Source organism: Sphaerospermopsis torques-reginae ITEP-024 (assembly GCF_019598945.1).
In the GTDB taxonomy this organism is placed as follows: Bacteria; Cyanobacteriota; Cyanobacteriia; order Cyanobacteriales; family Nostocaceae; genus Sphaerospermopsis.
In genome coordinates this window covers 3,031,085-3,054,855 of record NZ_CP080598.1, presented here as the reverse complement: position 1 = coordinate 3,054,855, position 23,771 = coordinate 3,031,085, and the positions used below count along the sequence as shown (strand labels likewise).

Annotated in this window: 22 protein-coding genes and 1 tRNA gene; 8 read left to right on the top strand and 15 right to left on the bottom strand. The window is 35.9% G+C overall.

Features of this window, described 5'->3' with window-relative positions:
* Window positions 1–519: 519 nt before the first annotated feature.
* From K2F26_RS14220 to argF, 3 genes are all read right to left on the bottom strand, one after another.
* Window positions 520–2,007, bottom strand: coding sequence for a DNA phosphorothioation system restriction enzyme (locus tag K2F26_RS14220; protein ID WP_220608348.1), 1,488 nt, complete (start codon window positions 2,005–2,007; stop codon window positions 520–522).
* Window positions 2,008–2,222: 215 nt separating this feature from the next.
* Window positions 2,223–2,834 (bottom strand): transcriptional repressor LexA, encoded by a 612-nt coding sequence (gene lexA, locus K2F26_RS14215; protein ID WP_194053982.1) that lies wholly within the window; start codon window positions 2,832–2,834, stop codon window positions 2,223–2,225.
* 478 nt (window positions 2,835–3,312) lie between these two features.
* Window positions 3,313–4,236, bottom strand: a complete 924-nt coding sequence (gene argF, locus K2F26_RS14210; protein ID WP_220608347.1) for an ornithine carbamoyltransferase — start codon at window positions 4,234–4,236, stop codon at window positions 3,313–3,315.
* A 276-nt stretch (window positions 4,237–4,512) separates the two neighbouring features.
* On the opposite strand from argF, the gene K2F26_RS14205 reads away from it, so the two are divergent.
* The 5 genes from K2F26_RS14205 to K2F26_RS14185 all read left to right on the top strand — a co-directional run bounded on the left by K2F26_RS14205 (window position 4,513) and on the right by K2F26_RS14185 (window position 10,564).
* A tRNA-Thr gene (locus K2F26_RS14205) sits at window positions 4,513–4,584 on the top strand.
* Between the two features lie 188 nt (window positions 4,585–4,772).
* The gene (locus K2F26_RS14200) at window positions 4,773–4,940 is read left to right on the top strand and encodes a hypothetical protein (protein WP_228019878.1); all 168 of its coding nucleotides are present in this window, start codon (window positions 4,773–4,775) and stop codon (window positions 4,938–4,940) included.
* A 149-nt stretch (window positions 4,941–5,089) separates the two neighbouring features.
* Window positions 5,090–7,954: a single-stranded DNA-binding protein gene (gene ssb, locus K2F26_RS25345; protein ID WP_367890304.1), complete on the top strand. Its 2,865-nt coding sequence runs from the start codon at window positions 5,090–5,092 to the stop codon at window positions 7,952–7,954.
* A 143-nt stretch (window positions 7,955–8,097) separates the two neighbouring features.
* Window positions 8,098–8,919: a DUF3800 domain-containing protein gene (locus K2F26_RS14190; protein ID WP_194053976.1), complete on the top strand. Its 822-nt coding sequence runs from the start codon at window positions 8,098–8,100 to the stop codon at window positions 8,917–8,919.
* A gap of 664 nt (window positions 8,920–9,583) precedes the next feature.
* Window positions 9,584–10,564: an aldo/keto reductase gene (locus tag K2F26_RS14185; protein WP_220608346.1), complete on the top strand. Its 981-nt coding sequence runs from the start codon at window positions 9,584–9,586 to the stop codon at window positions 10,562–10,564.
* Here K2F26_RS14185 and K2F26_RS14180 read toward each other — a convergent pair.
* On the bottom strand, window positions 10,518–10,931 hold the full coding sequence (locus K2F26_RS14180; RefSeq protein WP_220608345.1) for a type II toxin-antitoxin system PemK/MazF family toxin: 414 nt from the start codon (window positions 10,929–10,931) through the stop codon (window positions 10,518–10,520). The genes K2F26_RS14185 and K2F26_RS14180 overlap by 47 nt on opposite strands.
* Window positions 10,918–11,169: a hypothetical protein gene (locus K2F26_RS24815; RefSeq protein ID WP_246605363.1), complete on the bottom strand. Its 252-nt coding sequence runs from the start codon at window positions 11,167–11,169 to the stop codon at window positions 10,918–10,920. The genes K2F26_RS14180 and K2F26_RS24815 overlap by 14 nt, the downstream gene beginning before the upstream one ends.
* 550 nt (window positions 11,170–11,719) lie before the next feature.
* Between K2F26_RS24815 and K2F26_RS14170 the strand changes: the two genes are divergently transcribed.
* From K2F26_RS14170 to K2F26_RS14160, 3 genes are all read left to right on the top strand, one after another.
* Window positions 11,720–12,148: a hypothetical protein gene (locus K2F26_RS14170; protein WP_220608344.1), complete on the top strand. Its 429-nt coding sequence runs from the start codon at window positions 11,720–11,722 to the stop codon at window positions 12,146–12,148.
* Window positions 12,149–12,179: 31 nt separating this feature from the next.
* Window positions 12,180–13,055, top strand: coding sequence for a hypothetical protein (locus tag K2F26_RS14165; RefSeq protein WP_220608343.1), 876 nt, complete (start codon window positions 12,180–12,182; stop codon window positions 13,053–13,055).
* Window positions 13,056–13,254: 199 nt separating this feature from the next.
* Window positions 13,255–14,481, top strand: a complete 1,227-nt coding sequence (locus K2F26_RS14160) for a DUF4336 domain-containing protein (RefSeq protein WP_220608342.1) — start codon at window positions 13,255–13,257, stop codon at window positions 14,479–14,481.
* Window positions 14,482–14,507: 26 nt separating this feature from the next.
* Here K2F26_RS14160 and K2F26_RS14155 read toward each other — a convergent pair whose 3' ends face one another.
* The 10 genes from K2F26_RS14155 to K2F26_RS14110 all read right to left on the bottom strand — a co-directional run bounded on the left by K2F26_RS14155 (window position 14,508) and on the right by K2F26_RS14110 (window position 23,530).
* A complete protein-coding gene (locus tag K2F26_RS14155; protein WP_220608341.1) occupies window positions 14,508–16,358 on the bottom strand; it encodes an RNA/DNA-binding domain-containing protein in 1,851 nt (616 codons plus the stop codon).
* A 75-nt stretch (window positions 16,359–16,433) separates the two neighbouring features.
* Window positions 16,434–16,688 (bottom strand): TIGR03643 family protein, encoded by a 255-nt coding sequence (locus K2F26_RS14150; protein ID WP_220608340.1) that lies wholly within the window; start codon window positions 16,686–16,688, stop codon window positions 16,434–16,436.
* A 79-nt stretch (window positions 16,689–16,767) separates the two neighbouring features.
* Window positions 16,768–18,078, bottom strand: a complete 1,311-nt coding sequence (locus tag K2F26_RS14145) for a YcjF family protein (protein WP_220608339.1) — start codon at window positions 18,076–18,078, stop codon at window positions 16,768–16,770.
* Between the two features lie 251 nt (window positions 18,079–18,329).
* A complete protein-coding gene (locus K2F26_RS14140) occupies window positions 18,330–18,521 on the bottom strand; it encodes a hypothetical protein (protein ID WP_220608338.1) in 192 nt (63 codons plus the stop codon).
* Window positions 18,522–18,526: 5 nt separating this feature from the next.
* Window positions 18,527–19,000 carry a type II toxin-antitoxin system VapC family toxin gene (locus K2F26_RS24810; protein ID WP_194058827.1) on the bottom strand — a complete coding sequence of 158 codons (474 nt, stop codon included), beginning with the start codon at window positions 18,998–19,000 and terminating at the stop codon, window positions 18,527–18,529.
* Window positions 19,001–19,213: 213 nt separating this feature from the next.
* The gene (gene radC, locus K2F26_RS14130; protein ID WP_220608337.1) at window positions 19,214–19,945 is read right to left on the bottom strand and encodes a RadC family protein; all 732 of its coding nucleotides are present in this window, start codon (window positions 19,943–19,945) and stop codon (window positions 19,214–19,216) included.
* A gap of 167 nt (window positions 19,946–20,112) precedes the next feature.
* Complete coding sequence (locus K2F26_RS14125; RefSeq protein ID WP_220608336.1) at window positions 20,113–22,167, bottom strand: ribonuclease catalytic domain-containing protein; 2,055 nt, start codon at window positions 22,165–22,167, stop codon at window positions 20,113–20,115.
* A gap of 336 nt (window positions 22,168–22,503) precedes the next feature.
* Complete coding sequence (gene rpsR / locus K2F26_RS14120; RefSeq protein ID WP_096572408.1) at window positions 22,504–22,719, bottom strand: 30S ribosomal protein S18; 216 nt, start codon at window positions 22,717–22,719, stop codon at window positions 22,504–22,506.
* A 3-nt stretch (window positions 22,720–22,722) separates the two neighbouring features.
* Window positions 22,723–22,917 (bottom strand): 50S ribosomal protein L33, encoded by a 195-nt coding sequence (gene rpmG / locus K2F26_RS14115; RefSeq protein ID WP_096572409.1) that lies wholly within the window; start codon window positions 22,915–22,917, stop codon window positions 22,723–22,725.
* A gap of 43 nt (window positions 22,918–22,960) precedes the next feature.
* A complete protein-coding gene (locus K2F26_RS14110) occupies window positions 22,961–23,530 on the bottom strand; it encodes an RDD family protein (RefSeq protein WP_220608335.1) in 570 nt (189 codons plus the stop codon).
* Window positions 23,531–23,771: the final 241 nt, after the last annotated feature.

The window sequence follows — 23,771 nt, the reverse complement described above, 5'->3', positions numbered from 1 at the left end:
TAAAAATAGACTTTTCCATCTATTTTAACCACTTTTGTCAGCATCATTACAACCACTCCAGATCCCCGACTCTTTTAGAGAAGTCGGGGATCTATCTTCATACTTACCTTTTCTTACCTTTTCTTACCTTTGTGTCCTTTGCGTCCTTTGCAGTTAAATCATATTGAATTTTATCCTTCATGTTTGCAAAATATCGAGAAAAAATTTATGATTTTGGGGCTGGAAAGGGTTGCTTTTTTTATTTATTCCTGGTAGAATTATATCTACAAGCTCTAATAATGGGATGTAGCTTGCTCTAAAAATTTTAGCACCACTCCATTATATTAGAATAATACCGCGCCCCCAGCGCCGAGTCAACCCTTCAACTATCAATTTTCGCCCCCCCAAGAGGGAAAAATAAAGGAATAAATCTATAATACAACAGATAGAATTTTCTCTGTGTCCTCTGCGTCTCTGCGGTTCGTTTTACCAATTACCAATTACCCATTACCAATTACCCATTACCAATTACCAATTCCCCTATATATCCAATAAACCGTAACGCTTTTGCAAATTCAATAATTGCATCCTTGCTTCTCCTGCATTATCAGCTAAATCAGCAAATTCGACAAACCTTCTTAACTCTTTTCTTAACAAATTGCGTTCTACTTCTATCGCTTCTCGATCCAAATCAGGAGGTAAAACAATCATATCAAAAATCGTCGCTCTCTCCTTCCCAGGATGGGGACGTAAAACCCTACCACGACGCTGGATAAATTGACGGGGATTCCCAGAACTTGATAAAATCACCGCAGTTTGAATAGCGGGAATATCCACACCTTCATCTAAACAACGAATAGCAACTAAACCCTGTAATTTTCCGCTTTCAAATTGTTCTCTTAAAATTTCCCGTTCTTGTAAAGATGTCTGTGCGGTGTAGGTGCTGACTTTATAACCTAACTCTCCTCCTAAAATTCTCGCTACTTCCTTGAGTTGACGCAGAGATGAACGGTGTGTACTTTCCTGTGAACCATCGCTGCAATAAAATAATGTATGACTCGTATCTAAACGATTTAACATTAATTCTTTTAAAGCAGTTAATTTATTTTCTGCTGCACCTACTAACCTAGAACGTTTAATTAATAAAGATTTAATATCTTCAATATCTTCAAAATCGTCGATATCCCCTTCTTCTCGTTCTCTGTATTGTAGCGATCGCCCTATTCTCTTAGTCAACTTCAAATAATTAATACTTTCAAATTCCGTTAATTCCACTAGAACAGGATAATATAAATAATGGACTAAAGCCCCTTGATTAATAGCATCCTGTAAACTAAACTCTGGTTGTAAAACAGAACCAAAATAATCAAATAAAGACTCCGTACCCCCATCATCAAAATATCTTTCTGGGGTAGCAGACAAAGCGAGACGTAACCCAATATTCCGAGGTAAACTTTCTTCTAACCTGGGTGCGCCTAAATTATGCGCTTCATCACCAATAATTAAAGTTTTAGGTGGAAAATATTTAAGTTGAGATTGCAACCCCTCACTAATTAAAGTCGAGTTAGTGGTGATGACAGTGACGAAATTTTGAGAACCGGAACGCAGATTATATAATTGCATTGAAAGTTGACTTTGCCAAGTGCGTAAATTCTCGAAAGCCAAAATCGGTTGTAAGTTAAATTTCTCACATTCTCTACCCCATTGACTAACCAAATGACGGTAAGGACACACCACCAACAAGACTTGTAAACTTATCTGTTTATACAATTCACAGGCGATCGCCAAAGCAGTAATCGTTTTCCCACTACCAGTAGCCATTTTTAAAGTCCCTCGACCATTATTAGCAAACCAGCTAGTAATAGCTTGATGCTGATATCCCCGCAAATGCAGAGATACAGGCATTTTTGGACATCCTGGTAAAGACGACTGAACATGATAACTACCCTGATTTTCCCTGACAAAAGGTAACTTGAGAGAGAAAGCAGGAGGTTTTTGTTTCTGTATTGGCGATCGCGTTAAATACATGAGGTGACAGTTGACAGGTGACAGGTGACAGTAAAGAAGATAGTAGTTGACTAATTAAAGTCAACAAGACGGACGGTAATTTAGGTAATTTATAAGTGACAATCAACAAGATAGTAGCTGACAAGTGACGCTACAAGTGAGAGTACAGAGGAATTTTATTTATCTTTTTCCTCTTCTCTCTTCCATCTGTCACCTGTCACCTGTTCACTGTCACCTTAATTATAATTCCGCCACACACCCACCAAAGAACCCTGAACCTGTACTTGCATAGCGGGTACTTCGATAGGTTGATATTTCGGGTTAGCAGGTTTGAGAGTGACAGTCTCTTCTTCCAGATAAAAACGTTTTAAAGTAGTACCGTATCCTTCCACCCTAGCGGCAACAATCGTACCATTTTTTAACTGATTGGGTTCGAGTACGGGATGCAAAAACACCACATCACCATCGGCAATTAAATCTTCAATCATACTATCACCCGTTACCCGCAAAGCATAGCTGCGGGGAGGTAAAGATAAATTAGCCAAGTCTAAATACTCATGTTCCACCGCATCGGTAAAAGGTTCAATTAAACCACCAGCAGCGATAGTTCCTAAAATGGGTACACCTTGCTTAGTTGGCCGCAAAATTCTAATTGTTCGCGCTTTCCCTTCATTCCAGTCAATGTATCCCTTATTGCGTAAATGTTCCAAACGACTTTGAATAGGTGCGGGTGACTTGAGATTCATCGCTTGCATCATTTGGCGAATAGATGGCGAATACTGATTAATACGGATATATTCTACCAACCATTCATACAATTCTTGTTGGACTGCTGTTAGTTTTTCCATTGTTTTATCGGGAAGTAATTACAAATGTTCCTAGAGCATTTGTACTACAAAAATCTTCCCTTAACAAGATTGATTTAAATATTTCTCAACAATTAATCAATACCTTTATTAAGTGCCGACGACCATTAATCAGTAATTTTAATTAAATAAAGTTTTATTTGTCAAATTTTTCATTAAATTGGGGAAGAGGTGATTGGTAATTGGTAATTGGTAATTGGTAATTGGTAATTGGTAATTGGGAAGAATAAACTCTTGCCTTTTGCCTCTTGCCTTTTGCCTTTTTACTGTCACCTGTCACCTGTCACCTATTCTTCACTTTGCCCCTAAGAGGGTGTTTGAAAAGTATTAGATGAAACCGATAATCTCTAGAAACCTAACCCCCCTTCCCCCCTTCCCTACAAGGGAATGGGGGTTTCAAAGCCTCTCCCCGCGTCGGGGAGAGGTTTGGAGAGGGGTTTATTTATACATTAAAAAGTTTTCAAACAACCTCTAAAATACTAGCAAGTAGAGCTTTTTGGGCGTGTAATCTATTTTCTGCCTGATCCCAAACTTTTGATTGAGAACCTTCGATAACTTCATCGGTAATTTCTTCACCACGGTGGGCGGGTAGACAGTGTAAAACAATTGCTTCGGGATCGGCAAAACTTAATAATTGTTGAGAAATTTGATAAGGTTGGAAGATAGGAAGACGGTTATTAGCTTCCGATTCTTGTCCCATACTTGCCCAAACATCAGTATAAAGAACCTGTGCGCCCTTAGCTGCTGCTTGGGCATCATGGGTGAGAATAACTTCAGTTTTATGATCAGCGATCGCCCTAGCTTTTTCCACAATTTCCGCATCTGGGGCATATCCTGAAGGAAAAGCTACTCTCACATTCATTCCCATCAAAGCACAACCCAACATGAGAGAATTAGCCACATTATTACCATCCCCCACATAGGTAAGAGTTAAACCTGCCAGAGAGCCAAAACATTCTTGAATAGTTAATAAATCAGCTAAAATCTGACAAGGATGCTCTAAATCTGTGAGGGCATTAATTACGGGAATTTTGGCATAATTAGCAAAAATTTCCAACTCCTGCTGGGCAAAAGTTCTAATAGCGAGGATATCCAAATAACGATCCAACACCCTAGCGGTATCCTGTACAGGTTCACCCCGACTCACTTGGGTGACATTGGGGTTAAGATCAATAACCTGGCCACCCAGTTGATACATTGCTACAGTAAAACTAACTCTGGTGCGGGTGGAAGCTTTAGAGAACAACAAACCCAAAACCTTGTTACAATGTAACGTCAGCTTTTGTGACTTGAGTAAAGCTGCCATTTCTAGAAGTTCTTGCAGTTCTGTGGAACTCAGATCCGCCAAACCTAATAAATCTCGTCCAACTAATGATGATGCCATGCTGATGATTGGTATATTATAGTTATCTGTGTATGTGTATTTAATAAACTGCGTCAACAGGTATACAGTCTTAAAACTGTACCAAATTATTGTTACCTGGATCTACGGGATGTCCGATTTTGGATTTGAGATTTTGGATTTTGGATTTTGGATTGATTAAATGGATAAACTCAGAAAAAAATTTTTTTCTGAAAACTACTAGACAAATTTCTGGTTTATGCTATTATTAGAAGTCGGTGGGGTGGGCGATTCAAAAGCTCCAACACACCAAAACACGCCAGCATAGCACAGCGGTAGTGCATCCGACTTGTAATCGGAAGGTCGTCAGTTCAATCCTGACTGCTGGCTTTTTTATGTAAGTAAACACCTATAGAAACGATGTCACTTGCCAAATTGTTTGTCTGCCTTGACAAAACGAAAGTTGTAAGGTGTTTACGTTTTTGTCACCAGGTTTCAATTTCTGGATGTTTACCAATTTGTATTAGTAAAAGGAACAAGAACCGGAGTTGTTTATTTCCGGTAGGGGGAAGCGGTTTATGTTCTTGTTATCTCAGGATGATTCCCTTTCTTTGGTAGAGTTTGATAGCGATATGGCAATACCTACGGTAAGTTTCGCTAACGCATCCCTAGATGAAGGTAAATCTGTTATTCCTGTGTGGTTAGATGTTATTTATCAGCAGTTGGCGGTTAAGCTAAAAATATGATAAGTACAATAAATAGCTATAATTAATTAACTTAATATTTTGTGTACAAATGTATAATTCAGTAAAATTTATTATTTATTATCTGCATTTTATACACTTCTTGGTAAACTAATAAGGTACTTACTATTACAATCAACCTACTAATTAATATGGAAACTAAGCAGATATATACAAGTTTTATTCATTGGTTCGGTAGTCATGGTAAAAATTATGGCTTTATTGTCAGACCTGAAGATATAGACAGTTTTTCAAAAATGTCCAAGTATGAAAAGTATGAACAAGGTTATTATTTTCATGAGGAAAATATTATTGACCAACAGTTTTTAGATTATCTAAAACAAGATAAAAAAAATGGAGAACGTATTTATATTCAATTTGAGTTAAAAGATGGTAAGTCAGAAGCCATTAATGTACAATTATCTAGGTATATTGGAACAGTTGATAAAATAAATAAAAATTATACTTTTGACAGTAAAATTAAATGTGAAGATGATTCTCTAATTGATTTTAGAAACAATTATCATTCTCAGTTAAAGTTAGATGATATTGTTTCATTTGGAGTAAGAAATAATAATAGATGTGAAGCAATATTAATTGATAAAATAGAAGATGAAAATACTATATGTGACTACATAACCAGTAATAATCCTACTATTTTCATAAAAAGTCTCATTGCCCACATAAACCTAAATATTCTCTCATTAGAGGAAATAGAATCAAAAATCATTGACAACAAAACATTATTGACATCTGTAAGTATAAGTATTCAACTTAGACAAGAATTAGCACAGAAAATTCCTTCTATATACATCAAGTATACTGACTTGAGATACTATTTAAGAAACTTGCAAGAATATCCTGAGTTAGTTAATCAATATATTAATGACTTGGATAAAAAATTAAAAGATGAAATTGTAGAAGAATTAATAGATAAAATGAATAAGAATGATGAAAAATTAATTGATAATTATTGGAATAAGATTGAATATCTATCAGCAAACTTAGAATATAAAGGATATTTATGGGATGTAGCACCAGAAAAATATAAGCATAAAAAGATAGAGAAAAGATATCAAAAATTCTTCGTTCTGGTTAAGAAATTTGCAGAATCTGGTTATCCTGACGAACATAAAATATGTGGTAATTGGCAAGAATTATATTCTTTAAATCAAGATGAACAAGAATTGATTAAAAAATGGATAGTCAAAAATAATGATAATGAATTTGTACAAATGGTTGCTGCTCGTGGTGCTGAAAAGTTAGTAGCAAACTACTATGGATCTATTGGATATGATGTAGAAGATATTTCGATTAAACAAGTTGAACATCCTGATGGTGGAGATTGGAAAAAATATGATATTAGAATCACAAAAGAAAAACAACCTATATATTTAGATGTTAAAAATGCTAGATCATCTCAAAGTTCAAAGGTTTACTCCTCATTTTGTGTTAGAAAATTAAAGGAATATCGTGAACAAGATATTAAAATTATAGGAGTTCTTTCCCCTCTTATATATCAGAATGATTATCAATCCAAGAAGTCCAAGAAATATATACATATAATATGGTACTGTGCGAATAAATTGAATGAGGAACAAAAAATAGAATTAGAACAAAACATCAAGGCTGATTTAGCTAAAAAACCTCAAAATCAAAACATCACAAAAAATGATATTATACAAGCTATAGAAAAAGAAAAACAAAATCAATATATTTGCAATTCTGAGCAAATTAAGATACTGGGAACTTTTGATAAAAGTGATATTAAGGAACTTAAAGAATATATTAGTGAACTTAACAAAAAATTGTTTTCAGGGGAAACTCCAGCAAGTATTAATATTATTAATGAAGTTCATGAAGAAGATAATCCTTATTATCCTCACTGGTTATTTGATTATGATGACGATTTTTATGTTAACCAAATAAATATCATCGAAGAATTTAGAAACTTAACTAATGAGGAAATACCATCATATAATGAATATGAAGACTATCAAAAATTTAACTTAATAGAAAATCAATATAATGCTTTACCTTTATTTCTTGCTACTCAAAGAGAATTACCTAATAACTGGAGACAAAAATTATCTGAATGGGAATGCAAATTTATTGATAGTATTCTTATTATTAAATCTCAAAGAATTAAATTACCTCATATATTTTTAGCTATACTCAGACATTTTCTGAGTATGATTGGTAGCGGTGGCAACAATCAAGATTATGATCCTCTAAAATATTTAGAAATTTTATATACTCACAAAAATCACAATGAAAATCCACATCCTTTGAAAATATATGATCCTGTTAAAGATCAACATCCTAATTTTCCTGAAAAATCACCAACAATTATAAATTTTTGTAAAACTTTGAATATTTTATATAGTCGCAGAGAAAATCTGAAATTAAATGAGTTTGTAATATTCCATTTTCAAGGTAGAGGATTATTACAAGGAACAAAATTAGGAAGTAATGAGAAAACAAAAATTTTAGCCTATTGTGGTAAATGTGGATATCCTCATATTATCAGGAATGAAGAACCTGGTAAAAATAATATATGTAAGAGTGATACTTGTAAGTATCTAATTTGTCCCAAATGCAAATGCTGTCAAAAAGATTGTTCTGAATACAAGAAAAGGACTGAAGACAACCAAAAAAGTGTAGATATTCTCGGTTTGAATGTCGTCAATTTAGTGGGTAGAGCAGGTCAAGAGCCAGACGTTAAACATTTTGAAGATGGCAAAATAAGATGTAATTTATCTTTAGCTGTGAACCGTCGTAATAAAAATGATAATGAACCTGATTGGTTTACTTTAAGGATTTGGGGAAAGACTGCGGAAATTGCAGCTAATGATGTACACAAAGGTAGTCAAATTGCCATTCAAGGAGCTTTGATTTTTGATACATGGATAGATGATAAAACAGAAGCTCATCGTTCTAAACCTGTAATTCAGGTAGAACAATTATATTTATTAGATAAAAAACGAAATCAGCAATACAATCTTAATGATTGGTGAATATTAATAATTTATTCTGATCAACCTACCTATCCAACTTAATATCAAGAAAATTCAAAAACTTGATTCAACCAAAAGTTTTATTTTCTACAACCTTTGTTAAAATTATCTAAAAATCACTTGAGTAACCTTATCTAAACCACATGACAGAACAAGAAAAAACTAATCATTACTTTGTTGACGAAGCAGGAGACTTAACATTTTTTGACAGAAAAGGCAGAATTATAGTAGGAACACCGGGCGCATCTAAATTTTTTATGGTAGGTGTAGCCCAAATTTTTCATCCAGAACAAGTAACATTAGAACTCGCAGAACTCAGAAAACAACTTTGTGCTGATCCGCGCTATAAAGACATTCCTTCAATGCAACCTTCAGCCAACAAAACAGCAATTACCTTTCATGCAAAAGACGATCATCAAGATGTCAGAAAGGAAGTATTTAAACTCATGCAAACCTTTGAAATTAAAATGTATGTAGCTATCAGATACAAAGCAGAATTAGCAGTAGCTACTCAAAAAACTTATGAAACTTTAAGCAAAAAGACCAATCAAGATGATATATATGATGATCTAGTAAAACGACTATTTAAAGAGAGATTACATAAAGCCAACATTAATCATATCGTTTTTGCTAGACGTGGTAAAACTGCGCGGGAAGAAGCACTACAACAAGCTATAAATCAAGCAAAAAGAAATTTTGAAACTAAATGGAAAATCTCTTCCGATAGTACAACTATTATTAAACCAGCTTACCCATCAGATTATGCTGGATTGCAAGTTGTTGATTACTATTTATGGGCTTTACAAAGATTATATGAACGCCATGAAGATAAATATTTTATTCCACTTGCTCAAAAATACAGGATGATTATGGATTTAGATGATCGGCGAAATAAGAACTATGGAGAGTGGTATACTGATTCTAACCCGCTATCACTAGATAAACTGAAATGGTTTGTGGGCTAGGTTTAAATAGACAAGCCACTTAAACACACGGCATGAAGCCGACGTTCACCCACAATTGTATTATATCATTGATATCAAAAACTTGCAAATAATGTCATGAATTAAAACCAATATTGTGGTTAATATGATACTAGAAAATAGTAAGCGATTTGTTGCCGGGAAGGAGGGGATTAAAACGAAACTTCTCCCACGTTGCAACAGCACCAGCAATTCCCGCCGCTGTACCCAAACCAGTGGGCGTTAACTCATTACCTGCTACCTCTGTTTGTCTTTCTCTGTAGGTTTTGCGTTAGAGAATCTTACCGAAGGTATCCCACGGTTCAAGTAGTTTTTGGATTAATTCCAATACTTCTTTATCACTTGCGGATAGTTCAGTATCGGAGGAGATTAATTTGTCAAGTGAAAAATTTGGAAAATAGGGATTTCTCATACAGGACAGTTATTTTGTCAATTATTGTTTTACTGGCTAAAGATAGGTTACAATAACAAAACACTTACACAGTAAGGGTTTAGAGGTTAATATTTTTGTAGACATTAATTTGTCAAGTGGTCAAATAATTTGGCAAGTGACAAGAAACGAATTTAGTATTTTATTGTTTAAGCTGCCTAAATCCAATTTAGGTATAATAAAATGCTAACATCATAATTTTTATAGGAAAGCAATATGCAAACTAACCAAACATTATCCTTACCGAGCATGGGATGTGGAACATGGGCTTGGGGTAATCAACTCCTGTGGGGATACAATGAAAGCATGGATGACCAATTACAACAGGTATTTAATCTCTGTGTGAGTAATGGTGTCACCCTGTTTGATACAGGAGACTCCTATGGTACAGGAAGATTAAATGGACGTAGTGAGTCACTTTTAGGTAAGTTTACCAGAGAATATCAAGGATTAAATCAAGAAAATATTTGTATTGCGACAAAATTAGCAGCTTATCCTTGGAGATGGACGAGAAAATCAATTATTTCTGCTTGTCATGCTTCTACAAAAAGATTAGGAAAAAACGTTGATTTAGTGCAGATGCACTGGTCAACTGCAAATTATGCACCTTGGCAAGAAGTAGGTTTATTAGATGGGTTAGCTGATTTATATGAACAAGGTTTAGTTAAAGGTGTAGGATTATCTAATTACGGTACAAAAAGATTATTATGGGTACATAAAAGATTCCAGGAAAGGGGTATTCCTATTAAAACTTTACAGGTTCAATATTCACTTTTATCTACCTATCCAGTGACAGAATTAGGTTTAAAAGATGTATGTGATGATTTGGGAATTAAACTCATTGCTTATAGTCCTTTAGCTTTAGGTTTATTAACAGGTAAGTTTTCCGAAAATGGTAAATTTCCTAAAGGTGTGAGAGGGTTTTTATTTAAACAAATCTTACCAGGTATTCAGGGAGTTTTAGGAACTTTGCGAGAAATAGCAAATCAGAGAAATAGAACCATGTCCCAAGTTGCAATTAACTGGTGTATTTGTAAAGGTGCAATTCCTATTCCTGGGGCGAAGAATTTAGAACAAGCAGAACAAAATATAGGTGCTTTGGGTTGGTTATTGAGTGATGCTGAAGTTGCAGAATTAGATAGTGCTGCGGCTAAATCTGAGAAGAAAATGGTGCAGAATATTTTTCAGACAATGTGATATAATTTTTTCTAGATTCATCTCTGGATTTAATTAAATATTGACTCAGATTATGTAATAATCGTTTGTGTCTTTCTGTGGAAATTGTGCCAATTGAGCCAATTATATTGTTACGAGTAATAACTGTTAAGAAACTCAATCTAATTACAGACGGACTAACTAAACCACTAGATTGAAAATCATCATCACCATCACCAGGTGAAACTATTTCATCGAACTCAGCAATATATTGTTTTAATTGGGTACTAATTCCACATACCAAAAAATCTTGATACTTTGGCATTTCTCGCAAAATTAAAGCCGGACGGTTTTTTATTTCTCCATTTGCTTGAGGAATAGGAGTTAATATAATATTACCTTCTTTCATAATCTGGGTTATATTCTTTGATTGATTCTAATGTATATTCTGGTTCATTTTCTGCATAACATTTATTTAAGTTATTTAAAGAAAATTTTTCCCAGTTTTCTGTTTCTTCTGTATTCTTATTTTCATGGAAAAATTTAGACTCTTTTTGCTTAATTGATCGGATGATATTCAGTGTTTCGATAAGTTGTATTTCTGACATTGAATCAATTTCTCGTAGTAGTAATTCCTTGGTAGTCATAATTTTTATCCTTATAAATCCTAAGTCATTGCAATCTATATCTATCTATATTCATTCTATGAATGAAACAGGAGTATCTTTAAAGGAAATAGCTAAGACTTAAAGTCTCTGGTAGGTAGGATAAGGTATTTTCATTACTGGCATGATTCTGAATATATTATGTATATCATTTTTATATATTATTACCATATATACAAAATAAATTCAACAAAAATATGATGCTAATTGTTAAAATATATTTACATATACATATCAATGAAGTTTTATAAAAATTGTCTGATATCGTCACCCTCCAAGCTATCCTATAAAAATCGGGAGCATCCCAAATGTGTAAATTTATTTTGATCTAACGGTAAAAATGATCCAAGGCTTGATATGATTGAACCGCAAAGGACGCAAAGGACACAAAGGTAAGAGAGTTTAAGAGATTTTTTAGTGTTGCTGCGATTATTTTTTCAAAATTGGGATTGATATAAATAAGTATCAAGTTAATAAATATTTAGCAAAAATACCAACTGACAATAACTATATTGATAATAATTCAGATAGAATGATGACAGTTTACATTAAACCTTTTTTATATGGAGATTTAAGAAAACCAGGTCATTATTCTCAGATTATATACGGTAATAAAGGTCTAATTAATCAAAAAAATGATTTGGATAACTTTCCTTACGAAGCAGTTTATTTGAAAGTTCAAGCAGATAAAGCTTTTTGGTTATTACTGGAAGAATATTTGTCAGACTTTATCAAAGTAGAACTTCAACCAAATGAAGGTTACATAGATAAATATTTTGTTTCTGCTAGAACTACTTTAAAACCATCTAAAATTAGTGTGACTTTAAATGGAAAATGGAAAACAGATATTCCATTTGGGACAAAAGATAATATGTCTTATACTGAAGTAGTAAATATTCTTACACAACGTTTAAATTCTAGTGGAATATCTAAACTGAAATTCTCATTTAGTATGAGTTAATTTAATGTAATATATCCCCAACCTCTAAACTATGCTAGAAAAATCAAGATTGCTTTTTCCCAAAATTACCCAATCTAATTATCAACCTCAAGGTCAAGATACAAACATAGAAGCTGATTTTTATTTATTTCAAAGATTACGAAAACTAACATTAAAACAACGCCTAGAAATGTTTATTTCCCATGAAAAAGGCTTAAAAAAACTATGTCTTGCAGGAATTAAATTACGACATCGAAATTTCACTATCCAGGAAATAAGAAATCAATTTACTCGCGCTGTCTTAGGAGAAAAATTTACTCCTGATTTTCAACCAAAAGGTATTAATGAAAATATGTGGATTCAAGATTCCATTTCTTTAGCAGGTGAACTACATCAAATATTTGCATCAATTAATATTTCTTACTATGTCAGTGGTGGTGTTGCGAGTTCTATTCATGGAGAACCACGTTCTACTCGTGATTTAGATTTGGTTATAGAAATTAATCAAAATCAAATAGATTTATTAGTAGAAACTTTAGAAGCATCTGGATATTATTGTCCAGCAGGTGCGGTGGAAGATGTGCAACGTGGTTATGGTAATATGTTGAATATTACTCATACAGAAACTATCGCCAATGCTGATATTTATATCACAGATAATTCTCCTTTTGCTACATCACAAATGAATCGGAGAGTGTTAGTAGAAGTAGAAGGAATACCTAATTTTTGGATAGCTTCAGCAGAAGATACTATTTTACAAAAGTTGCGCTGGGGAAAGGGAAGTAAATCAGAAAAACAATGGCGTGATGTTTTAGGTATAATTAAGTTACAAGCAGATAATTTAGATTATGGTTATTTAGCAGAATGGGCAGAATATTTAGATTTAATTGATGATTTTATAGAAGTATTAAATCAAGCTGGGATATGAAATTTAAATTTAGTATGATTTAAAACGGTTATTACATCCCCAATAGTCTCTGAACAGAAATACTCATTTATTCCCATCGTACCTTGATTTATAACAAAATTGAATTATTAGGTAAATTCTTAGGTCTATTAGCTCCATAATTTGCTAAACTCCTAATTCGGGAAAGATCAAAATATTGGTTATTGGGAGCGATCGCACAGTGATTCAAGGTGAAGGTACAATCAATGTAGAAAACGTCAACTCTCAGGATTATACATGGAAGTTCTGGCCTGTTGTTCCTCTTTATCCCTACGGAAAACGTCGCACTATTCGCAAAGAAGTAGTTAAGGATACTATCTGGACCTTTGATCAGATGCAAGGGGTTTTCTATGTAGTTGTACCCATCCGCATGACGGTAGTAAAGTTGGAAAATGGCGGTTTGCTGGTTTATGCACCTGTCGCACCCACAAAAGAATGTATCCGGTTAGTAAATGAGTTGGTAGCAGAACATGGGGAAGTGAAGTATATAATTTTGCCCACGATATCAGGAATAGAACATAAAGTATTTGTTGGACCTTTTGCTCGATATTTTCCCACTGCACAGATATTTGTAGCACCAGAACAATGGAGTTTTCCCGTAAATTTACCTTTAAGTTGGTTGGGTTTACCATCAAACCGCACGCAGATATTACCCGCAGATAGTCAAAAAACGCCTTTTGCAGATGAGTTTGATTATGCCATACTGGGACCCATTGATTTAGGTCCTGGGAAGTTTGCAGAGGTGGCATTTTTCCACAGGCGATCGCACACCCTCTTACTCACAGATACCATAGTTTCAGTACCAGCAGAACCACCAGCAATAGTTCAACTTGATCCTTACCCTTTGCTGTACCACGCAAAAGATAAAGCATACAATATCGTAGCGGATACAGTAGAAAACCGCCGCAAAGGATGGCAACGCATAACTTTATTTGCTTTTTACTTCCGTCCCAGTGTGGTAGACGTACCCAAATGGAAAGATGTAATTAGAGATGCCTGGAAAGCCCCAGAACGCAGCCTAAAAACATATTTTGGCTTTTTTCCCTTCCAATGGCGAAAAGACTGGGAAAGGTCTTATGAGGCGTTAAGGGGAGATGGGCGGATATTTGTTGCACCCGTTTTACAGAGTTTAATCTTAAATCGCGCACCCCAGGAAACAATAAATTGGGCTGATAAAGTGGCACAATGGGATTTTCAATGGATCATTCCCTGTCATTTTGATGCACCTATTAAAGCAGAACCACAACAATTTAGACAAGCATTTTCTTTTTTGGAAAAATATCCCAGTGGGGGTTTAGTGAATAGTAATAGTTATCCTTTACCGGAGGATGATTTTCAGGTTTTAAGAGATATTGATGAGGGGTTGAATAAATTTAAAATTGTGCCACCTGCGAGGGAGAGGGTGTAGGAATAAGGATGAAAGACAATTAATATTTATGGTTCACTATCAAAATCTTGGAATAAATCAAGTTCAAGCTGTTTTGAATGTTCAGATTTTGTCTGCTTTATCTGTTTAGATTTCTCTTGCATATCAGAAGATATAATTTTATTATTTTTCTGCTTATTTTTTTCAATTTCTGGAGTATTTTCTAGTAAATTGGTAGATATATTTTCATCTTCATTTAAAATATAATATCCGCTACGTCCTCCTATTCCCATGTGTTTTAAAATTCCCCGATTAGCAAGTTTCTCAAGTAAGTGCCTTGCTTGTCTATTATTGATGCGGCATAATTCTGCTGTTTGTCCTCGTGTGATTCTACCATTAGTCTTTGTATACTTTAAAATCATTTGTTCTTTTTGTAGGTTATCAAAACCACTACGACGAATATATGCAGATGAACGACCCATTTGACGATAAACAGATGCACTCAAATGATACTCTCTCTGTCGTGCTGTTTTGATACGTTCTACTAAACCATTTTCCATTAATTGCTCAAGTAGATGACGAGCATGATCCTCTCTTTTTTGTATTAACCTTCCTGCTTCAGTAATATTGATTTCTTTTTCTTGCCATAAATAATTGAGTAGTATTAATTCATCTAAATTCAACGGTTGTTGTTGTCGTTTCTCCTCAGCTAATATTATTTTCACAAACTCTAAATCAGCATCCCCTCCTGGTAAACGCACGGCAACATTTATATTAGTAGTTGCTGAATAATCTGGTAGTTGATGTCCCGTTCTTAATTGACCAGAATAGATAAGTCCTATACCCCGACCAGTACGTTCTACTAAACCAATTCTTTTAAATATATCAGCAAGTAATGGATTTCTTGGTAATGGTCCACTAATTAATAAAGAATCTAATCTAATTCCTTCAACAAAACCCCCAGGATTTCTAATTATCAAAGAATCATCATGGATTTGAATGTGAACTGCTCCCATGCGATTATAATCTCGATGGGTAAGTGCATTATTTACAGCTTCACGAAATGCGCGGGGGTCATAAGCTGGAACTCCAACTCGAAATAAATCAATAGTTAATTCATGTTCTTCATTTCGCAAACTAAATGCTTCCATGAGTCTTTCAAAAATACGCAATAATGGCCAACGATAAAATTCATTAACCGCCACATCTTGACCTCGTAAAACTTGAAAGGCTACTTCATGGGTGGGAATATGTTCATTAATAACTGTTTCTTTGCCAACAATTAATAAACCTGCCAGAGTAGGAATTGCATCATCTCCACGTACTAAATTTAAGGCTTTTGCTAACTCTAAATCAGTTAAATCTTGCAGGGATGTATCACCTCGATATTCAGTTAATAATCTTCTTAAACGAACAAACTCTAATGGGTCTAGATCATTCCAAGTAGTACCAGTCATTAATCTTGCTGATACATCACGCTGACCTCTATCTGCATACCAACTATTGATTTCACTGGGATATAGCGGTCTACATTCAGGTTGTCCTTGAGTATTTAAAATTCGCTTTAAGGTTCTTCCATCACTAGTTGATACTAATTGTGTAGCGGGAGGTACTTTGACTATTGCTATAGGTATTTCTGAGAAATTAATTATTTCTGTTTCTACACTTAATGGTGGTACAGTTCTATTGGCCACCATTGCAGATAAATAACTAGGAGGAAAGTTTAAATGTTTTTTATGTAAACCTGTGATCTGACCATTATTTTCTACACCAATTAATAATGTACCACCACTGGTATTAGCCAGACAAACTAGTGCTTCTAATAAATCTTGATCACTCAGACAAGCAGAATCACTCTTAAACTCTACAGTTAAAGTTTCACCATCAGCTATGAGTTGTGTGAGTTCATCCGGTGTCATATTTGATGATGGGGTTTTAGCGATCGCCTTTCAGAAGAATGACTTTATAGATAGTTTTTTAACAGAGTTCAACTCTTATGTTTTCTGATTATCTGACTTAAATCTACCCGCAACAAAATCTCGCTTATGCAAATGTTTTGTTTTGCGCTTAGTTACCCTTTCTCTCCACATTTTAAAACTAGATTCTTTCATTTCTCGTCTCATCAGGCTAATTACGTCTTTTTCTGATAAGCCAAATTGAAGTTCAATAGCTTCAAAAGGTGTTCTATCTTCCCAGGCCATTTCTACAATGCGATCTATGGTTGTAGGATCTAGTTCAGGTAACTTCATATTTTTACAGGAGTTGTCAAAATAAATGTTTCAGCTTTTTTAATTATACAAGTTTAACAAACATAAAACTATCAAATTCCTAACTTTTCATGCCCTTAAAACGTTCTTTTGCCCCTTCAAAAGCCTCTTGCATGACATTTTGAATTTTTTGCGGGTCTGGCTTTTTCCCACCCATTAAATCCCCAAAATACACACAAGCAGCTTCACCCAAAGACCATGTATAAGCACCCGCCCAAGATGCTGCAATCACAGTACCCAAACCAGGGACAAATTTAATTAATTCCCGTGCTACTGCTTGAGCTAAAAAACCACCAGCGATCGCACTAACGATACCCCCAGCTTGAGAAGGTGTCAATGTCTGACCATATAATTTACCCAATAACCCCACCATTGAAACTTGCAAAGCTGTTAAAACCGGCATAGTTGCAAAAGGTAAAGGTACAGCAGCTAAAGTCCCTGCCATAATGGAAAAAGGTAAAATATATCTTCTGGCAGTATCACGAAAAATATTACCTAATTCCTTACCTGCTTGTTTATCTAATAATTGATAAATTGCTTTTGCTTCTGCTTCAGGTAACATTTCTGCTAAATTATCTCGCAGTGCTTCTAAACCATAAAACATCGGATCATAACCATCTTCTTCTAAAGTAAAATCAATCAAAACTGCTCGATCATATAAACCAGTAAAATTATTTTTAATTTCCTTACAAGCCCGGTTTAATTCCTCAAACTCTGGCGGATAATTGGGATGATTTTCTACTTCCTGTGGATAAATTTCATGTAAACAAGTTACCGCTAATAAACAGGGAATATTGGGATATTGTTGGCGCAATTTTTGGGCAATATTTCGCAGAGTATCAGTAGCGAAATCATTAATTTTCACCGTCAAAATGAAAACCCTAGCGCCATTAATTTCGGTTTTTAAATCAGTAATTAACTCTTGAATAATAGTTTCCGTATCTTTATTAACATCACCCAAACCCACCGTATCAGTAAAAACAATTAAAGGTAAATCATCAGCAGGATAAGCATAACGTTGGGTATTTTGAGTATGGGGACGAAAACCCTGGCCAATAATTTCCGCAGAAACTCCAGTTAACCCGCGAACAATAGAACTTTTACCCGTTTGGGGTTTTCCGATTAATAAAGCTTCTGTAGTGGGTAACTGAGTGCGGATAGTTGCTAAAATCTCTGCTACTTCAGCATCATTGACACTAAACCATTTTCCTATAGTTTGTGTTACTTGATCCACGGGTAAGAGTTGGGTTAATTTAGCGGTAGTTTTGCTAACAACACCAGTGATGCGGTTTTGCCAAGAATCATTGTCTGACTTGGGTTGTGGTGCATCCGGTGGTGTGTTTAATGAGTCTTTGTTAGGTTGTTCAGTCATGGGCGTAATTTCAACAGGCCACCATTTCTAGTATAGCTCTGATTCCTGCGATCAATAATGGACAATTAATTACCTCTCTCTTGAAGGGAGAGGATTGAAAAGCTGAATTTTTGGCTGTTTTTCCCCTTGAAAGGGGAGGTTTTAAACCTTGAATGAAACAATTATCAATTATCAATTGTCAATTATCAATTGATAAATTAGCTACTGACAAAGGCAGTGACAGCTTTGCTAAACCTATTATATAGAAAGTATCACCCTAAATTTTTTTTCTGAAAAACAGAAACATCTTTTAAGAACTTTGGAACATAAGAAATAAATTTTCTATTACTATTTTTTTCTTGTTCTTTTAAATCTTGATAAATTGCCTGTAAATCATTATTAAATTTATGAGAATGTGCCTCTCTAACTTGATAAATCTCTTGGATAATTGGATCTTCCCACATAAATTTTACCTCTCTATCAGTTCTTCAGGTGTACAAATTATTACTGGTTCATAGCCTTGGTAACGACAAATGCGTTCAATTTCTCTCCGAATTATAGCATTAGCAATATGCTTACAATTCCATGTTAACAAATAATTGATACCATTGGTTACGGCAATAGCAATATGTAAAGCATCTTCTGCCGCTTTTTGGGGCATGATTTGAAAATCAAGAAAAGATTGGGCTAAAACTATTGCCTCTTTTCTAGTTTCTAATAATTCTATTGTTTCTAAAATTTTCAGTCTTTGTTCGGCTGCAATAGAGTCCCCAGCACTGGCTTCTTGAATAACTAGCTGTGAAGCCACCAGAGTAAATTTTTCTCGATAATTTTGCCACCATTCTTGGGTGATTTGTTGATGTCCTGCAATCACAATATCTCGGCTAGGACGAGAAGTTAGATAACTTATGACTGAGGTTTCAATATAGACTTTTTCTTTCATTGTTAATTTTTGATCGAATTGAGATATTGTTATTTATTCAGCAAACCCTAAGTATCTTGTCAAAATTTACAGCACTTTCCGGTGTAATGAGGTACACTTTGGGCGGGCAAGATGCCCACCCCACAAGAGTTTCATGATGAAAATTTGTACCTCATAATAACGAAATCTGCTGTATATACTTCCTCGCAAAGCGATCGCACTACTAAAACCTCATCAATCTTCCTGGGGGCAATCATCCCACAAAGTTGTAATTTCTCGCAAACTCTGATGAGTACCATTACCCAAAATTAAATGATCCAATAACGGAATATTTAAAAGTTGCGCCCCTGATAATAGTTGTTTTGTTAATTCTATATCTGCTTCACTAGGTTCTAGATTACCAGAAGGATGATTATGGGCAACTATCATCTGGGTTGCACCATGACGGATGACTTCCCGAAAAATATCACGGGGAGAAGCTAAAGTTTCGGTAGCAGTACCAATAGTAATTATTTTTGTCCCCAAAAACCGATTTTTCACATCTAATAATAAAACCGCAAACCGTTCTTGACTTTGCCACATTAAGTCTTGACTCAGGGTAGCGGCCGCCGCAAGGGGACTATCAATAACCGCACCCTCCGCAGGGCGGGATAAAAAAACCCGTTTACCTAATTCTATCGCTGCCAGAATTGATGTAGCTTTTGCAGAACCCACACCATGAATTTCCATTAACTCTGCAGGGGTGACATCCCGTAAAGCAGCTAAAGGATCTCGTTGATCTTTACCTAATTCTTGTAATATATGTTGCCCTAAACCGACGGCGGACAGTTTACCAGGTCCTTGTCCAGTTCCCAGGAGAATGGCAATTAATTCCGCAGTAGCTAATATTTTCGCTCCATGAGTCATCAATCTTTCACGGGGACGCTCATTTTCGGGTAGGTCAGCAATTCTGAGGCAGTATGTCATATACAAACCAAGGGATTATGCACCAAGATGGAACTATATTTTAGTTATCCCTTTTTTAAGCTCAAAATTATATCTGGGGGGAAAAATATTTGTTAAGGAGTCAGGAGTCAGGAGGAACGGATTTTATTTTCCCAGTCCCCAGTCCCCAGTCCCCAGTCCCCAGTCACCTATCCACTAACAGCTTCTTGATAAATGATCTCTTGAAACTGAATGATGTCTTTTTGCGGATCTGCCAGACTAACTTTAACTAATACTTGTTCACCTAAACTCACAGAACGCCTAAAGACCATTGGTAACTGTAAACCTAAGTCTTCTAAAAGAATTAATGCTAAGTTGCTATCTTCCCGTAACCACATCAAAATTGTGACTTGCCATATTTCTTCAGGATTACGACGTAAATATTCTAAAGCATAATACCTGTTGGTTTGCCGTTCTACCATTGTTAGTTCTTGGGTCGTAGTGGTGACGGTCATCATCACTTCTTTGAGTTGTTCAGCAGAAAATGGCAAATCTTCACCCCGTAAATGTGCTTTGAGTTGAAAGTGGGTGAGTAAGTCGCTATAACGACGAATAGGCGAAGTTGCTTGAGTGTAAGTATCTAAACCTAAACCCGCATGACGTACTGGTGTAATACTCATTTCACTTTTGGGCATACACCGACGCAAAGCACAAAAACGCACAAAACCGGCTGGAAGTTGTAATAGTTCTTCTTCTGGGGGGAGTTCCGGTTGGGGTTGTCCGCGAAATGGTAGGGGGATGTTGTGGGTTTGACCGTAACGTGCTGCTACTTCCCCTGCCAAAATCATCATTTCTGCTACTAACTGCCGAGATGGGGAATCTTCTAATATATCAATGCTGATATCATCGTCTTTGACTTTGATCATCGCTTCTGGCATATTGATGCTAATCGCGCCTTGGTTATATCGCCAATTTTTCCGCTTTTGTGCCAAATTTGCGATCGCCTCTATTTCTGGTTCTGCTTGTACTCCCAACTCCAGCATCTCATCTACATCTTCGTAGGTGAGGCGATAGGTAGGTTTAATCAAACTGGGATGAATAGTATAATCTTCTACAGCCCCAGTGTCATTTAAAACCACACCAAAACTCAGGGCGCAACAAATTTTCCCCTGTACCAAACTCATTGGACCTGTAGCTAAGACTTCGGGGAACATAGATATCATTCCCGTAGGTAAGTAAACTGTACTACCCCGTTTTCTCGCTTCTAAATCTAAGTCATCTTCTGGCATTAACCAACGGGTAGGATCAGCAATATGTACCCAAAGACGTTGTCTTCCATCGGCGAGAATTTCACAACTTAAACCATCATCTATCTCAGTTGTACTTTCATCATCAATAGTGTATACCTTGAGATGTGTTAAATCCAGACGATTGGTGTCTAAGTCTGCTGGTGGAAAATCCAAATGTTGTTGCGCCACTTCTAATACCTTACTAGGGAACTGAACGGGAATTGAAGAACGACGCAGGAACAGGTTTTCATGGGGACTCCACCAACCCAAGTCGATCAATAGTTGCAGGGCTGCTTGGGGAGTTGCAGAACGTCCCAGCATATTCATGGTTTCTAATACTGGGGCTGGTGGTGGATAATTTCGCACTAAGGCATCCGCATTTATCCCCATTCGCACAATATCCGCCACGAAAGTCGCATATTTTTCTAATGCTTCCAAACGCTGGCGGTCTGGTTTTTGCCATTCTACGCTTTCGCCTTGGAGTGCCTGTTCTACACGCGCTAAAAATTCCTGCTGTCCCTTAGCTTTCTGCGCTTCTACTTCTATTTGGTGTTTCCGTTCTGCTACTTGTGCGGCGCTGCGTGGTTCGTAAACATCGCCTTTTTGCTTGAAATACATTTTGTCATCGGATAACAAGCAATGGGCGGCGTAAGAGTGCTGTGGTTCTGATTCTGAAAACAGCAAATTGGCCATTTGACTGGGGGTGACTGTTTCCCCGTCTTCTACCAATATTTCCCAAGCTACTTCTAAACTAGATGGATCTAGATAGGGTTGAACTTGACTTAAAAAGCTGGGAATATCAGCAGGTTTATAAGTTTGTCCATTAACTGTATAGGTTAGTTGTCGCGGCGCGAGGCTGTGGGATTGACCTCGTTCATCTACCACAAACCAACGGGTCTTTCCGTCTGGACGATCTACCACTCCCAGACGGCGATCGCCTTGAACCCTAAATTCAACTAGCGTCCCCTTCTCCACAACTCTCGCACTCTTTAGTAATTTTAGATTTTAGATTTTAGATTTTGGATTTGTTTTAGGTTGGTAATGGGTAATTGGTAATTGGTAATGGGTAATTGGTAAACACTCTTTGCTGTCACCTGTCACTTGTTCCCTGTTCCCTGTTCCCTGTTCCCTATTTCCTATAACCCAAATCCCAGGATTGGAAATCTTGAAGCATATAGCATATTATACACTCCCTTGGCTGTAATCGAAATTTTAGATTTTGGACTGAAAGTAAACGTTTCATTGTTATTACCAACGTTACTTTTTTTGGACTTTATCTCAAAATCCTTTCATCCAAAATCCAAAATTTTCTTAGCCTTCGGCGTTGATAAATGGTAACAATGCCACAATCCGAGCGCGTTTAATCGCTAATGTTAATTGACGCTGTTGCTGTGATGTTAACCCGGTAATGCGTCTGGGTAGAATTTTACCACGTTCTGTAATAAATTTACGTAGTAAATCAACATCTTTATAATCTATTGGTTCTCCTGGCTTAATTGGCGACAGGCGACGACGATAATAGCTCATCTCTTACTTAATTTCCTTGTGAACAGTGTGTTTGTTACAGTGGGGGCAGAACTTTTTCAGTTCTAAACGGTTGGTGGTGTTCCGGCGGTTCTTGGTGCTGGTATAGCGAGAAACGCCTGGAGAACGCTTGTCTGGGTTGGTTCGACACTCGGTGCATTCTAGTGTCACTATTATGCGGGCACCTTTACTCTTAGCCATAATTTTACAAACAGTAAAGCCGGGAGAGATTTAACACAAATGACTATCTTCTCACATTTCGCTGCATTTTTTCAACTAATCGCTTAACTTTTAGCTTAATTTTTAAATCCAGCGAATAGCCACGCCGTGAGGAAACAATTATAGTTCTAGCATAGCGGTCATGGAAAGCCTGTCGCATCTGAGAATCTGACAAGGCCGCACCACAGTCAATTGCTAGGGGTAGCACTAGCAGTATAGCAGTGGGATTAGCTATTATATTCGTTAAGCAGATGGAAACCAATAAGCAACTACCGCCAATAATCGCTTCACGCTGTAATAATGCTTGTAATTCTGGTATTCTGCTCACTGGTTGTCCGTTTTCTATTTCTAACACTTTTAAATTTACTGCCCATCTGCCTAAACTTTGCCCATGATTGTTGTAAACTATGATGACTCGTAGAATTAACCAAGCAAGGATAAAAACGAAGATTTGGACAAATTGAATACCTAGATTATTTGTTCCTAAAAGAGAACTAACTAACCATGCTCCTGTAAAATCTATTCCTAGTGCCATACCTCGACGGGTAATTTCTCCCTTGGGGTAGTGTTTTGGAGGTGTTTTAACTATAGTCATAGACGATAGTGTTTTTATACACCCCAATTATTAAACGAATTGGGGATATTGTTGTTCATAAATTGTTGTTCATAAAACGTTAGGGTAATTCATGAATTACCCCTACTTTCTGTGTTGCGTAAGTCCTGTGAACTTTTAGATCCCCCTAAATTCACCATTAAAAAGGGGAATTAGGGGGAATTAGAGGTTTTTATTCCCTTAAAAAGGCGAAATTTCAGAAGGTTTCGCGCCAAGGCACAAA

Bases quoted from the DNA above. Each gene is read 5' to 3' on its own strand.
- K2F26_RS14145 (WP_220608339.1), bottom strand. From the start codon at position 18,078: ATGACTGAACAACCTAACAAAGACTCATTAAACACACCACCGGATGCA.
- K2F26_RS14185 (WP_220608346.1), top strand. From the start codon at position 9,584: ATGCAAACTAACCAAACATTATCCTTACCGAGCATGGGATGTGGAACA.
- K2F26_RS24810 (WP_194058827.1), bottom strand. From the start codon at position 19,000: ATGAAAGAAAAAGTCTATATTGAAACCTCAGTCATAAGTTATCTAACT.
- K2F26_RS14180 (WP_220608345.1), bottom strand. From the start codon at position 10,931: ATGAAAGAAGGTAATATTATATTAACTCCTATTCCTCAAGCAAATGGA.
- rpmG (WP_096572409.1), bottom strand. From the start codon at position 22,917: ATGGCTAAGAGTAAAGGTGCCCGCATAATAGTGACACTAGAATGCACC.
- K2F26_RS14165 (WP_220608343.1), top strand. From the start codon at position 12,180: ATGCTAGAAAAATCAAGATTGCTTTTTCCCAAAATTACCCAATCTAAT.
- K2F26_RS14150 (WP_220608340.1), bottom strand. From the start codon at position 16,688: ATGAAGTTACCTGAACTAGATCCTACAACCATAGATCGCATTGTAGAA.
- K2F26_RS14190 (WP_194053976.1), top strand. From the start codon at position 8,098: ATGACAGAACAAGAAAAAACTAATCATTACTTTGTTGACGAAGCAGGA.
- K2F26_RS14140 (WP_220608338.1), bottom strand. From the start codon at position 18,521: ATGTGGGAAGATCCAATTATCCAAGAGATTTATCAAGTTAGAGAGGCA.
- radC (WP_220608337.1), bottom strand. From the start codon at position 19,945: ATGACATACTGCCTCAGAATTGCTGACCTACCCGAAAATGAGCGTCCC.
- K2F26_RS24815 (WP_246605363.1), bottom strand. From the start codon at position 11,169: ATGACTACCAAGGAATTACTACTACGAGAAATTGATTCAATGTCAGAA.
- K2F26_RS14200 (WP_228019878.1), top strand. From the start codon at position 4,773: ATGTTCTTGTTATCTCAGGATGATTCCCTTTCTTTGGTAGAGTTTGAT.
- K2F26_RS14155 (WP_220608341.1), bottom strand. From the start codon at position 16,358: ATGACACCGGATGAACTCACACAACTCATAGCTGATGGTGAAACTTTA.
- K2F26_RS14110 (WP_220608335.1), bottom strand. From the start codon at position 23,530: ATGACTATAGTTAAAACACCTCCAAAACACTACCCCAAGGGAGAAATT.
- lexA (WP_194053982.1), bottom strand. From the start codon at position 2,834: ATGGAAAAACTAACAGCAGTCCAACAAGAATTGTATGAATGGTTGGTA.
- argF (WP_220608347.1), bottom strand. From the start codon at position 4,236: ATGGCATCATCATTAGTTGGACGAGATTTATTAGGTTTGGCGGATCTG.
- K2F26_RS14220 (WP_220608348.1), bottom strand. From the start codon at position 2,007: ATGTATTTAACGCGATCGCCAATACAGAAACAAAAACCTCCTGCTTTC.
- rpsR (WP_096572408.1), bottom strand. From the start codon at position 22,719: ATGAGCTATTATCGTCGTCGCCTGTCGCCAATTAAGCCAGGAGAACCA.
- K2F26_RS14170 (WP_220608344.1), top strand. From the start codon at position 11,720: ATGATGACAGTTTACATTAAACCTTTTTTATATGGAGATTTAAGAAAA.
- ssb (WP_367890304.1), top strand. From the start codon at position 5,090: ATGGAAACTAAGCAGATATATACAAGTTTTATTCATTGGTTCGGTAGT.